Origin of the sequence: Telmatocola sphagniphila (genome assembly GCF_018398935.1) — a bacterium.
Classification (GTDB): domain Bacteria; phylum Planctomycetota; class Planctomycetia; order Gemmatales; family Gemmataceae; genus Telmatocola; species Telmatocola sphagniphila.
Map to the genome: position 1 here is coordinate 5,831,686 of NZ_CP074694.1, position 13,401 is coordinate 5,845,086.

Sequence of the window (13,401 nt, forward strand, 5' to 3'; positions counted from 1 at the left end):
CTGATGACCCAGTCCGAAATCCCGGAAGGCCCTGTTCCCGAGTCGATCCAGACCCGAAAAATTGTTGCGATCCCCGCCGTCGGCACGGAGGAGGCCCGGATAGATCCGGTGGCCGTCGAGGCGCCGTTGGAGTTACGTATTAACGGACAGGCGGAAACCGTGATGATGCGAACGCCCGGCCACGATGAGGAACTGGTTCTCGGTTTCCTGTATGCGGAGAATGTGATATCGGAAATAGGCGATATCGTCGCGATGGAACGGCCGAATGCGGAAAATATCCAAATTATTGATGTGAAGCTCACCTCCACTCGCAAGTTTCAGGGAATGGATCGTCCCCTCTACAGCAATTCCAGCTGTGGAGTTTGTGGTAAGCGCTCTCTTGCTTCGCTGGAAGTGCACGGCCCGCGCCTGGAATCGGATTTTCGTTTAAATCGCAATCTGTTGTGCCCCCTGCCCGGTCGGTTGCGGAAGAATCAAAAATTATTTAGCGAAACCGGGGGAGTTCATGCGGCCGGGCTCTTTAGTCCGGAAGGTTCGCTGGTCACACTTCGGGAAGATGTGGGCCGGCATAACGCGCTCGACAAACTGATTGGCTGGGCCTTAAGTGAAGGTCTGGTTCCACTCAACGAGTTTATTCTTCTCCTTTCGGGAAGAGTGAGCTACGAACTGATTCAGAAAGCTATCCGAGCCTCGATCCCAGTCGTGGCAGCGGTCGGGGCGCCCTCGACGCTAGCCATCGAATTGGCCGAGCAGTTCGGCATCACCCTCCTGGGTTTTCTGAAAAACGATCACTTCAATTGCTACTCGCACTCTTCACGCATCGCTCTCTGAGCTTAGGTGGTCGCAAGTCTATCGTTACAGACATGTTACTACGTCCTTGACCAATTTGTGGTAGAAAGAATTCACGCATTGGACTGGCGCAAACGAAATGCCAGGTTTCCGACTTTTGCTGGTTGTCTCAAGAACGCTGAGCGTTCTCCTTACTTCTCCGAGGTCTATTTATGTTAAAAAAAACAGTTGTCACTCTGGCGATCACCGCCGGTGCGGTTTCTACCGGGATGTATTGGCTGGGTAATCCCAGTCATGCTGAACCCCAAAAACAACTTGCAAGCAATTCTGAAGCACGGGAGCCTCGCGAACCCCGGCAGGATGATCCTCTGAAAGCCACGGCCAAATTACCCATCACTCAGGTGGTGATGTTCAACAGCGGCGTCGGCTACTTCCAGCGCTCCGGGCCGGTCGATGGCGATGCCCGAGTCGAATTGTTGTTTCCAGCCTCCGGCATCAACGACATGATCAAAACGTTGGTCATCTCGGACAGTAAAGGCAAAATCACGCCTTTACGATACGACAGTCAGGAGCCGATTGAGAAGACACTGAAGAGTTTTGGAATCGACCTCAGCGGCAATCCCTCCTACGGTCAATTGATCAATCAGATACGCGGCGAAAAAGTCGAAGTGACCATGGGTAACACCGGGAATCTGCCCGCAACCATGCAAGGTACGATCATGGGCATGGAATCGCAGATGCGCGGCGAGCCAGGTAAGCCTGCAACGGAAAAAGAGTTTCTGAATCTTCTCTGCTCGGAAGGGTTGCGCAATATTCCACTCGCGGATATTCAGCGGGTGCGTTTCCTCAACCCGGTTCTCGAATCGGAATTGAAACGAGCTCTGGAAGTCGTTTCCATTGGCCATGATTCGCAGAAGAAAACGGTTCGCCTCGGATTTCGGGGCGAAGGGAAGCGGGACGTCAAGGTCAGTTATGTGGCCGAGCACCCGATTTGGAAAACGAGCTATCGCATTCGGCTGGATAAGAACGGCAAAGCCAAAATGGAGAGCTGGGCTACGGTCGATAACACTTCCGACGAAGACTGGCAGGATGTGAAGCTGGTGCTGGTTTCCAGCCGGCCGATCAGCTACCAGATGGACATGTACGCTCCGCTGAATATTCCCCGGCCTATCGTGGAGCCGGAACTGTTCGCCTCACTTCGCCCACCTACTTACGGTGGCCCCATCGCCAGCGGTGGTAATGGGATATTCACCCAGCCGTTAACCAATCCCATATATGCGAACAATTCGATTCCATTGCAGAATGGTGGTATCGGAGGTGGAATAAATGGAGGATTTCAGGGCCCGGGGAATCCGGGAGGACAGGGCGGACAACTTGGATTTGGCGGTGGTCAAATGGGTTTCGGAACCCAAGGCGGCTTTAATCTACCGGCCAACAAATACCAGAACTTCGCCAATAATGAACAGGCGGCCGCCAATGGAAAGTTGAGTTATCAGGAGTTCGCCAACCGCCGACTTCAAGATAACAACAATAAGGCAGCCAAGCCCAACCAGGCGGAGGTCCAGCAGGCGGCCCAGGTGGGCAGCATCATCTCCGATGTCGATCCTAAACTCATCGAAGCGGCTCTGGCCTCCTCCGAACTGGGGAATCCGTCCCGATTTGTGGTCGAAGAGAAGATTCGTCTTCCCCGTCAGCAAAGTGCGATGATTCCGCTGTTTGATCTGCCCTTGGAAAGCGAGCAGGTCAGTATTTACAATCCTCGCGTGCAGGCCAAGCACCCGCTGAACGGCTTGCGAATCAAAAATCCTACCAAACAATCTCTGATGCAGGGGCCCATCAGTATCGTCAGCGACGATCAATATGTGGGGGAATCCCGCATTCAGGATCTTCAGCCGGGCGAACAGCGGTTCGTCAGCTATGCCGTGGATGTGGGCGTCGAAATCAAGCCGTATGATACGGTCAGCCCCAGCCCGACGATGACGGTATCGGTGAACAACAATCAACTCAGCGTGGGGTATCGCCTGCGTTCCACCCGCACGTACGCGATCAAAAACAATACCCCCGAAGATCGCGTGATCATCATCGAGCAGGCGCTCCGAACCGGCTGGCAACTGGTCGACGAAAAGAGTGCTTTGGAGACAACTCGCGATCTTTATCGATTCAAGGTTCCGGTCAAATCGGGGGAACTGGTCAAGTACGAAGTGAAAGAAGAACTGCCCAGGATTGATCCCTTTGCCATTACCAAGCACACCAATTGGAATGGTTTTGCCACGACACTGGGACTGGATGTCTGGACCACCAACGAACGCGACCCGGAAGAGAAATTTTCCGTCCGCGTCGATAACCCGAACCTGATTGTCGTCACCCATAAAGATCGACGCAAGGTGACTTATAACATCGTCAATCGTTCCGATGTGGAACGCACGATTGATCTCGAGCATTTCCTCCCGGCCGATCGCCAGATTATCGGGGAAATGAAGCCCGATCCGCAGAATAAGCTCAAATTCACGACTAAACTCGTGCTTCCCGCCTTGAAAAAGGATGTCGAGCCCAAACCGGTGACCTTCACGGTCGTTGAAGAAAACCGCGATACGATTCACGAGCCGTTCTCCCTGGTTGGCATCACCCAGCGCGGGCCAGTCTCGGCTGTGCCCGCTCCGGCCAGCGTGGAAGATCTGCCACCCGCCCGCTTCATTACTCCTCTGGGAATTGAAGTCTGGCATCGCACGGAAGTCCTGCCGGAAACCCTCGTCAGTGGCAAGTTCAGTAAGGGACTTTTCGACGCCTCCATCCATGATCGTCTGAAGCATGTGTACACAATTCGCAACACCGCAGCCGCCGCTCGCACAATTATGGTGGAGCAAATTATTCCCGCAGGCTCGTCGCTGGCCGGGACTACACAAGTGGCTGGTCAAGGAGGTGCACGCAAAGAGTATGTCGTCGCCGTGGATGCGGGTAAGATCCAGGTTCAGGACAGTATTGTCGAAACGAAAGTGAAGCGTTCCTGGACCTTCGAACAGTTGTTGGCGATGCCGGAAGAGACTTTGAAGAGTTACACCAAGTCCGACAAACTGGCAAAAAATGTTCAGGAAGCTTTGGAAAAAGGTCTGGGCATGCTGACGGCGTTGCGAACTCTGGAAGCATCGTTGAAAGAGCAGGCGGCTGCGATCAAGTCGATCACCGAAGAACAGAAGCGTGTGACCGAAGCATTCGAAAAGCTGCCCAATTCGACGCCTCTCTATAAGCGGTATCTGGAGAAGCTGGAGAAACTGGAAACCAGCCTTGAGAAATCGCAATCCAGCGTGAAAGAAATGGAAGAGAGCCAGAAGAAGCAAAAAGCCGAATACGAAGCCTATGTCAAGAAGTTGACGGCCGAGTAAGTCCTTGGAACGAAAAAACGAGAGCCGCGAGGGAATCCTCGCGGCTCTCGGCACTTTCCGTTCGATCAATTCAAAAGCTGATCGAGTTCATCCACCATGCGGGCAAATTTTTTCAGGGCCGCTTCGACGGGTTCGGGAGTTTCCATATCGACCCCCGCACCGCGCAAGAGATCCAGCGGATCTTTAGAACTGCCGCTCTTCAGGAACCCCAGATAGGCATCCAGTTCTGATTTTCCGCCGTGCAGGACCCGTTCCGAGAGGGCAATCGCCGCGCTCAGTCCGGTAGCGTACTTGTAAACGTAAAAGGCGCGATAAAAATGGGGGATTCGAAGACACTCCAGCGAGAGTTCTTCATCAAGGGTGAATTCCGGGCCGAAATAGGCATCTAGGAGTTTACGGTATTCGGCACGCAGCGTTTCCAGGGTCAACGGTTCGTTTTCTTCCGCCAGTGCGTGCGTCACCTTTTCGAACTCGGCGAACATTGTCTGGCGAACGATGGTTTTGCGAATGTCATCGATCTCCCGATTCAGATAGTAAGCTTTCTCCCGAGCGTTGCTGGCGGTTTTACGCAGCATCTCTCCCAGCAGCTGTTCGTTGAAGGTGCTGGCCACTTCGGCGACGAAGATCGTGTAGTTCGCGTACTGGTAGGGCTGATTCTTGCTCGAGTACCAGGTATGCATCGAGTGCCCGGCCTCGTGAGCGAGCGTGAAGATATGATCCAGCACATCCGGCTGATAGTTCATCAGGATGTAAGGATCGCTATCGTAGCAGCCGCTGGAGAACGCGCCACTGTGCTTGCCCTTGTTCTCGTAGCGATCGCACCAACGGCCTTTTAATCCTTTGGTCAGGGCGTCGATGTACTCACTTCCCAGAGGCTTCAAGGCCGCAATAACTTTTTCGACCCCCTCGTCCCAGGTGTTGCGAGTTTGCAGATCGCTCAAAATCGGAACGTACGTGTCGTACATGTGAATATCAGGCAGTTTCATTGCTTTGCGGCGGACTTGATAGTACTTATGCACGGCCGGAAGATAGTTATGGATGGCCGTCAGAAGATTGTCGTAGACGCTGAGAGGCACTTTATCGGGAAACAGCGACGCTTCCCGAGCCGAGGAGAAGTTGCGGACTCGTGCCTGATAGACATCCTGCTTGATGCTGCCCGCCAGGGTGGCCGCTAAAGTGTTAGCGTGGTCGTTGAACTCGCTGTAGTACTGATGGAAGGCGGTTTTGCGAACTTCCCGGTTTGGATTTTCCAGACAGACGATGTAAGAACTGTGGCTCAGTTCGATTTTTTCGCCGGGGGATAGTTCGATCTCGCCGAATTTCAAATCGGCATCGGTGAGTTGATCGAAGACATTGCGCGGTGTCTGCGAAGTCTCGATCTGCATGGCCAGAATACGCTCTTCTTTTTCGCTCAGCGTATGTGGCTTATAGCGCACCAGTCGTTCGAGGGACAGCTTGTATTCCGCTAGGAGGGGGGACTTCAGATAATCCCCCAGGGTGGCGTTGGGCAGGTTTAGAATTTCCGGTCGAATATAGCTCGCCAGTTCGGCGGCCCGGCTGGCGACTCCGATGTACCGCGCCTTCATACCCTGGTAGTTCGAATTCGAAACATCTTCGGTTTCTTTCAGGAACGCATAGGTCCCAATGCGGTCCCCCAAACGATCGAAGGCCGTGTCGAACTTCAGACATTCAGAGAGTAACTGAGCACTTTCCCCCAGCTTGCCGCGAAACTGGTTGTAGCCTTCCGCTTTCTTTTCGTAGTCTTCGAAGGTCTTTTCCCAGGCTGCATCGCTCTCAAAAAGACTGTTCAGATCCCAGGTATCTCCCACGGGAACTTCCGAACGCAGGGGCAGCTTTTTCGTTCCGCTCGACATTTCATTCAGCCTTTCGTTACCGGTGCGGTGTCTACTTTTCGATTATAGATAACAATTGGTTGGCAGGATGCGGGAACAGGATTGGCCGGCCGGGAAAATCGAAGTTCTCAAAATTGCTTGTTGGCAGCAGATTTAAAAGACAAGCCGGGTGAACGGACAGCTGGTTTGACTGTCTTTTCACCCGGCTTGCAAATTAATAACGAGGCGTTGTTAACCGTTCGAGGCGGTCAGCAACTTGGTTTTGACAGTCTTTTTCTTCGGCCCGCCGGCTGATTTCTTGCTTCGCGTCCCATTGCCTTCGCTGTGGGGAGCGCGAACGGTCAATTGAATCAGGTTCATGCCGTCGACCGCAGGTTTTTCGGGAGAGGAATCGCTGCAGCAGCTGGCTTCCTTGGCTTCCACCTTTTTCTGGGCTGCGACTTTCTTCCGGCGTTCCATCCGTTCGATATTTTCGGGAATCAAAACCGACTTGTCGCCCTGAAGCAGACCGCTGACACCGGTGGTCTTAGTCTTTCGACGGGTGATCGGTTCGTCTTTCGCCTGATAGCGAACGATTTGCCCTTCGAAGTTACGCAACACTACGGCGTCATCGGAAGAACTGATGAGATAGTTCGGCATGAGCGGAATCTTGCCGCCGCCGTGGGGACTGTCGACCACATAAGTCGGAATGCCCAGTCCGGACATGTGACCGCGGAGGCCTTCCATAATTTCCAGGCCCTTCCAGACGCTGGTGCGGAAGTGGCCCGCGCCGATGACCGGATCGCAATGGAACAGGTAATAAGGCCGTACCTTGATGCGCAAGAGCCCTCGCATCAGGTTCCGCATCGTACTGAGGTCGTCGTTGACACCTTTCATCAGCACGCTGTGATTATTTACCGGCATCCCGGCTCGCAGCAAAGCGTTGCAGACCCGCTTGGCTTCGACGGTAATCTCATTGGGATGATTGAAGTGCGTCTGAATCCAGACCTTTTCGGCCGAACTCAGCAGTGCAATCAATTCCGGGTCGTAGAGTCGCTGCGGCAGCGTCACCGGTACTCGCGTACCAATGCGAATCACGTCCACGTGCGGAATCTTGGATAGATTGTCGAGGTAGAATTTGAGCTTGGCGGTCGGCAGCGTCAGCGGGTCGCCTCCGGAGACGATGACATCGCGAATTTCCGGGTGGGCCGCCACGTAATCGATCATGCGCTGATCGTTACGATTGACTGCGTCCCAGCCTTCGCGATCCATGGTGGTTCGCTTGCGGGTACAGAACCGGCAGTACATGGTGCAGACGTGGGTCGTCACCAGCAGAGCCCGGTCGGGATAGCGATGCGTCAAACCCGGTACGGGAGAATCGAGATCTTCTTCCAAGGGATCTTCGAGTTCGTAGCCGGAAGGATTCTGCAGTTCCGAAGACGAAGGGACCGATTGCCGACGGATCGGATCGTTGGGATCGTTGGGATCGATCAGGGAGAAATAGTAAGGAGGGATTGCAAGTTTGTAATCGCTCTCGAGCTGACCGATGGCTTCGAGTTCTTCGGGCGTGAATTCGAGGAGGTTTCGAAGTTGACGTACGCTGGTAATGGCGTTTTGGCGTTGCCATTTCCAATCATCCCATTGTTCTTGAGGGACGTCTTTCCAGATCGGATGACGGCGAGGCTTACTCGGAGGCTCTTCTTCCGTGTAGGCGGCAGTCGGGGACAACGGCTCGTGCGAAAGCTCAGCACGCTCGTCAATGTGACTCATAAAAAAATGGTTGACCTCCAAGTCCGACAGTCCCGCCAGGATAGCCAACGCAGTCATCCGGCATCATGGGACCTATTCAAGCGAAGTGGGAATTAAATCCATTCAACCAACTCCGCTTAACTTGCAATAGTAACGCATGTCGCACAAAAAACAAGTTCTCTCGATTCGATAATCGTCTTCTTTTTCAATTTTTTTCGAAATAGTTCCTTCGAGAGACCTCAGCAAACTCATCGCATCAGCAAATACTTATACATTTTTCGTGCCGATGTAACATCTACATCGGCATTCGGCCCGCATCGCGTGATGATTTTTTATTCATCACCCGACTCGCGCTCAACGTTTCAGCCAATGGCCGTACTGCACCGCGAGAATTTTCCCCGGTGTCTCGACGCCGAGCGTCTTCGCCGCGTGGTACGGCCAGTGCGGATCGCGCAAAAGTTCGCGCGCCAGTGTTACCATATCCACCTGCCCGCTGGCAATGGCTTTCTCCGCTTGAGCCGCCTCGGTGATCAGCCAGGAGGTCGTCGTCGGCAGGCTGACTTCCTTGCGAATTCGTTCCGCCGTGGGCAACATGAAGCCCGGACCCCAGGGAATTGCAGAAATATCCGGGGAATTGAAGCCCAGACTGGCATCGATCATGTCGAGTCCTTCGGCTTTCATCTTGCGAATCAGCTCAATCGATTCGTCGAGCCGAATGCCGCCCTCCACATAATCATTCACGCTCAATCGTGCCGCCAGAGGATATTTCTCCGGCCAAACCGCGCGAACGGCTTTCAGTGTCTCCAGAATGAACCGGCCACGATTCTCCGCCGAGCCGCCATATTCATCGGTCCGCTTATTGGCGATGGGAGACCAGAAACTCGAAGCGAGGTAACCGTGGGCGAAGTGCAGCTGCAGAAATTCGAATCCGGCGGTGAGAGCGTTCTTGGCCGCCGCGACGAATTTCTCCCGGATTTGAACGATATCCTCTTTGGTCATCGCTTTGGGTGTCACCGGCAGGTTGGCCCCGAAGGGTATGGCACTAGGACCAAGAATTTGCCAGGCTCCCTGTCCAGGCGTGAGATGATTGTCCCCTTCCCAGGGCTTGTTGGCACTCGCTTTACGCCCGGCATGGGCAATCTGAATGCCAGGGACAGCGCCATGCTTTTTGAGAAATTGAGTCACCGGCTTCCAGGCAGTCACCTGAGACTCGTTGTAAATTCCGGTATCGCCCGGGCTGATTCGCCCTTCTGGTGAGACGGCGGTCGCTTCCGCGATCACCAGAGAGGATCCGCCGATCGCTTTGCCTCCCAGATGGACGAGATGCCAATCGCTGGGCACGCCCTCGGTGGCAGAGTACTGGCACATCGGGGATACCGCGATGCGATTGTGGAAGGTGACATCTTTGATCTTCAGAGGTTCAAACAGTGCGACCATGACTCTCCTCGGGTCGGAAATCGGTTCATCTTGGGAAGAATATCGTTCTCGAGTGAAGATATTACAACCACCCAGCGGCTATAATAGCGGTATGGCCAATCTGATCATCGGTTGCGGTTATCTGGGGCGCTCGGTCGCACGACTTTGGCTCGAAGCGAAGCAAGAGGTTTATGCACTTACCCGTTCGGCGGGTTCCGAGCTTCCGGCGGGTACCCAGCCGATCACCGGCGATGTCACTCAGCCGCAGTCGTTGAGCAAGCTGGGTTCGCAAAGCTGGGATACCCTACTTTACGCGGTGGGTCTGGACCGCAAAAGCGGTCGCAGTTTTCGAGAGGTTTACATCGACGGGTTGAGAAACGTCCTGGAGAAATTGCCGCCCGGGGGAAAGTTCCTCTATGTTTCTTCGACCAGCGTCTATGGCCAGACGACGGGGGAATGGGTCAACGAAGCCTCCGACACCTCGCCTCTGGAAGAGAACGGCAAGATCGTTCGGGAAGCGGAATTGTTGCTGCATAGTTATAGACCCGAGGCCGTGATTCTGCGTTTTGCCGGAATTTACGGTCCGGGTCGATTGCTGCGTCGGACCTCGATCGAAAAGGGGGAAGTGCTGGTTTGCAATCCGGATAAATGGCTAAATCTGATTCATCGCGAGGATGGAGCGCGAGCGATTCTCCTGGCTCAAACGAGCGCGCAAGCCGGGCAAATTTATCTGATTTCGGATGGTCAACCCGTGCGTCGACCAGATTTTTACAGCTTCCTGGCGGAGCAACTGAATGCTCCGACCGTGCGATTCCAGTCGCCTCCAGCGGGCGTTCCTCAACCTCCTCACGAAATGGGGAACCGAAGAATCGAGAACCGAAAGGCCCGACAAGAACTCGGCTTTGAGCCGCAGTTTGCCAATTATCGGTCGGGGATCGCGGCGAGTCTGACAGCTGAGGTTGAGAGTTAAGAGCTCCTCCTCGGAACTCCCAGGGGACGGTTGCGAGGAGACAGCCGTTTGTTTACCGGCGAAAATTAGCTTTTCGCGCCTTGACAGCTCTCGCGGCGTTGTTGAAAATTGATAAGAATATAACAGAGTAGAATGTACCCGTCTTCACACGGGGCCTAACCAATACGCGGGAGAAGCGGCCATGAGCAGTCAACAGGGACGCCGCCGACGGATCGAAGTGGAAGAATCGGGCGACATTACCATCGTCCATTTCGTCGACAAAAAGATTCTGGATGAACAGAACATCCAGATGATCGGCGACGATCTATTCCGCCTGGTGGACGAATTGGGTCGTCACAAACTTCTCTTAAATTTCAGCAATGTGGAATTTCTTTCCTCGGCCGCTCTCGGTAAGCTGATTACTCTGAATCGCAAGATCCAGGCGGTTCGCGGCAAACTGGCTCTGTGCAGTATCTCTAAAGATATTCGGGAAGTTTTCGAGATTACCAAACTCGATAAACTCTTCTCCATCTACCCGGATGAGCAGACCGCTCTGGCGTCATTCTGATTTTTTTACCAGACATTGGGAATTGCAAGTTCATGCATTCCGACGGGCGAACTCTCACCCGAGAAACGGTTATCCCCAGCGACTTGACGGCTGTTCATCAGCTTCAAGTCGAGATCGAGCAGATTCTGCAAAAAGAATCGCAATTCGACGAGCGGGAAATTTTCGCAATCAAACTGGCCGTCGAAGAAGCTCTGGTGAATGCCGTGAAGCACGGCAATCAGCTGGACCCCGATAAATCGGTTCGCGTTGTCTACCACATCCGTCCTGACCACTTCGATATTCGTATCACCGATCAAGGTCCCGGATTCGATCCGGGCGATGTCCCCGATCCCACAGCTCCGGAAAACCTGGAACGACCTTGCGGTCGCGGACTGTTACTGATTCGGCATTACATGTCGGACGTGCTGTTTTTCGATAAGGGCAATACCATCGCCATGACCAAAAGCCGCAAGAATTGAAGCGGCTTTTAGCCCTGTAATCCACTAACTATTTCCGCACGATTTCCACTTCGCGGAGATCGACATTCAACGGCTGGCCGGGGCGGAACGTCACTTTTCGAGTGAGTTCCTTGCGATCGCCGTTCACTTCCATCACGGCCCGGAATGAGTATGCGAAATCCTCGCCTTCCGGCAGTTCCGGCGTCTGGAACCGACCATCGGCGGATTGAATCGCTTTCGCGGAATCGTTCACATAGAGTTTCGCCCCTTCCGGCAGTTCCACTTGAACTTCACTCCGGAGGAGGCGTGCACTGACCTGATTCAAAGTTACAGGCTTCTTGGGTTCCTCCGACTTAGGCATCTCTTTTTTGGGTTCCGTTGCGGGGGCAGTTGTGGGAGGAGCCGTTGTTGTCGGAGCGGAAGGGTAAATAACCGATTCCGAGCAACCGCAAGCCGGGAAGGAACTCCAGGTGGTCGGGTAAACGAAACCGGGGGACCAGTTGGTGATTACGACTTCCCCGTAACCCCAGTGAGTTTGATAACCGCCGCAACAGCCGCCTCCGCAGCAGCCAGGGCTGACATAAACTACTCCACCGCAACATCCCGAACAACCGCTCGAAACGACATAACTGGTCGTGCGGTGATGAAACTGGGGAATTTCCGGGGCAGATCCGTTCATCGCCATCATCAATACGAGGCTATACATGGTGTCATCCAATTAAATTGGGAAGTTTACGCAGGCTACCTCAACAGTAATCGGCAAATCGAATCGGGTCAAAAATGAGCCGCTTCCAATGAAGCGGCGTGAGAGTTGTACTTCCCCAACAACCCATTCATCTAGTACAATTGGTTGATTGTTCCGTCCCCACCGGAAGAATCTTTGGAGTAATTCATGACGCGTTCGAATCTGGCTTGGCTGATTTGCGTTCCTCTCCTGGTGCTTTCGGGCCTGGCCATTTCTTATAGTGCTCCGCCCAGAACCAAGGATTATGAGCTTGTCCGCACCTTTGTGGACGTGCTTGCGCGGGTCGATCAAAATTACGTCCGCAAACTCGACGATGCCGCCAAGCAGAAACTCGTCGAAGATATGATCAACGGCGGCCTGGAAAAACTCGACCGCTACTCGACCTATTTCGGGGCCGATGAACTGGCTCAATTCAATCACACGACCGAAGGCAATTTCGTCGGCATCGGTATCACGATGGGATACGAACCGAACTCCGGCCGGCTGATGGTGCAGAGCCCGATCTTCGGTACCCCAGCCTACGATGCGGGTGTTCTGCCGGGTGATCTACTCCTGAAGATTGAAGACACTTCTACAGAGAAGATGAACTTTCAGGAGGCCGCCAAGCTGATTCAGGGCGAGGCCGGCACCAAGGTGCGCATTACGATCCTTCACGAAGGGGCCAAGGCTCCTCAGGAATTGACTATTCCGAGAGCACGAATCGATGTTCCCAGCGTCACAGGCTTTCAACGCAAAAAAGAAAATCCCGGAGAATGGGAATGGTTTGCCGATCCCGCGCAGAAAATTGCTTACATCCATATCAGCGGCTTTAATGAAACCACTACGGACGAATTGAAGAAGGCCGTGGAGAAAGTTCAGGCCGAGCAAGCGCGGGCGCTGATTCTGGATTTGCGCGACAATCCTGGTGGCCTTCTCCGCTGCGCGGTGGAAGTGAGCGATATGTTCTTGATGAGTGGCAAAATCGTTTCCACAAAGGATCGGAACGGCAATGGGCCGACGTATGAAGCTAAGGCTAGCGGCACGCTGTTCGAACCGGCCGAGAGCCATCCCCTCGTCATTTTGCAGAGTAACTTCAGCGCCAGTGCTTCTGAAATTGTCGCGGCCGCACTTCAGGATAACGGCCGGGCGATCATCGTCGGCGAACGTAGCTATGGCAAGGGCAGTGTTCAAAAGCTGATCGACCTCGGCACGGCCCCGGCCACGGCTCTGAAGCTGACGGTCGAAAGCTACTGGCGGCCTAGCGGAAAGAATATTCACCGCGACCAGAACATGAAAGATACCGATGAATGGGGTGTGAAACCAAATCCGGGATTCGAAGTCGAACTGAAAGACACCGACCGGCTAGCCGCAATCCGGCTGCGTCGGCAGCGCGAAGCGGTGGGTGCCAAAATGCCGGCGGAGAATGAAAAATCCCTCGAAGATAAGGTTCTCAACAAAGCGCTCGAGCATCTGAAGAAAACGCTAACGGGAATGAAACCCGTACCGTTTCAGGATGTGAACCCGGGCATCAAGCTCTAAATCTCCTCCAACATTTCA

Annotated in this window: 10 protein-coding genes; 6 read left to right on the top strand and 4 right to left on the bottom strand. The window is 53.9% G+C overall.

All coding sequences use genetic code 11. The features are described from left to right. Positions 1-3: 3 nt before the first annotated feature. Entirely contained in the window at positions 4-831 is an 828-nt protein-coding gene (gene fdhD / locus KIH39_RS23370) for a formate dehydrogenase accessory sulfurtransferase FdhD (protein WP_213495950.1), read from the top strand. A gap of 170 nt (positions 832-1,001) precedes the next feature. Next, positions 1,002-4,169: a hypothetical protein gene (locus tag KIH39_RS23375; RefSeq protein ID WP_213495952.1), complete on the top strand. Its 3,168-nt coding sequence runs from the start codon at positions 1,002-1,004 to the stop codon at positions 4,167-4,169. A gap of 65 nt (positions 4,170-4,234) precedes the next feature. On the opposite strand, the gene pepF is transcribed toward KIH39_RS23375, so the two are convergent. From pepF to KIH39_RS23390, 3 genes are all read right to left on the bottom strand, one after another. Beyond that, entirely contained in the window at positions 4,235-6,043 is a 1,809-nt protein-coding gene (gene pepF / locus KIH39_RS23380; protein ID WP_213495961.1) for an oligoendopeptidase F, read from the bottom strand. A 210-nt stretch (positions 6,044-6,253) separates the two neighbouring features. Further along, a complete protein-coding gene (locus tag KIH39_RS23385; protein ID WP_246539401.1) occupies positions 6,254-7,771 on the bottom strand; it encodes a KamA family radical SAM protein in 1,518 nt (505 codons plus the stop codon). A gap of 333 nt (positions 7,772-8,104) precedes the next feature. Further along, positions 8,105-9,187 (bottom strand): NADH:flavin oxidoreductase/NADH oxidase, encoded by a 1,083-nt coding sequence (locus KIH39_RS23390; protein ID WP_213495963.1) that lies wholly within the window; start codon positions 9,185-9,187, stop codon positions 8,105-8,107. A gap of 52 nt (positions 9,188-9,239) precedes the next feature. On the opposite strand from KIH39_RS23390, the gene KIH39_RS23395 reads away from it, so the two are divergent. The 3 genes from KIH39_RS23395 to KIH39_RS23405 all read left to right on the top strand — a co-directional run bounded on the left by KIH39_RS23395 (position 9,240) and on the right by KIH39_RS23405 (position 11,141). Next, a complete protein-coding gene (locus KIH39_RS23395; RefSeq protein ID WP_246539402.1) occupies positions 9,240-10,136 on the top strand; it encodes an SDR family oxidoreductase in 897 nt (298 codons plus the stop codon). A 181-nt stretch (positions 10,137-10,317) separates the two neighbouring features. Next, positions 10,318-10,683, top strand: coding sequence for an STAS domain-containing protein (locus KIH39_RS23400; protein WP_213495965.1), 366 nt, complete (start codon positions 10,318-10,320; stop codon positions 10,681-10,683). 32 nt (positions 10,684-10,715) lie between these two features. After that, complete coding sequence (locus KIH39_RS23405) at positions 10,716-11,141, top strand: ATP-binding protein (protein ID WP_213495966.1); 426 nt, start codon at positions 10,716-10,718, stop codon at positions 11,139-11,141. A gap of 28 nt (positions 11,142-11,169) precedes the next feature. On the opposite strand, the gene KIH39_RS23410 is transcribed toward KIH39_RS23405, so the two are convergent. Continuing rightward, a complete protein-coding gene (locus tag KIH39_RS23410; RefSeq protein WP_213495968.1) occupies positions 11,170-11,826 on the bottom strand; it encodes a TIGR03000 domain-containing protein in 657 nt (218 codons plus the stop codon). A 186-nt stretch (positions 11,827-12,012) separates the two neighbouring features. Here KIH39_RS23410 and KIH39_RS23415 point away from each other — a divergent pair, with 186 nt between their 5' ends. After that, positions 12,013-13,383 (top strand): S41 family peptidase, encoded by a 1,371-nt coding sequence (locus KIH39_RS23415; RefSeq protein WP_213495970.1) that lies wholly within the window; start codon positions 12,013-12,015, stop codon positions 13,381-13,383. Positions 13,384-13,401 lie beyond the last annotated feature (18 nt).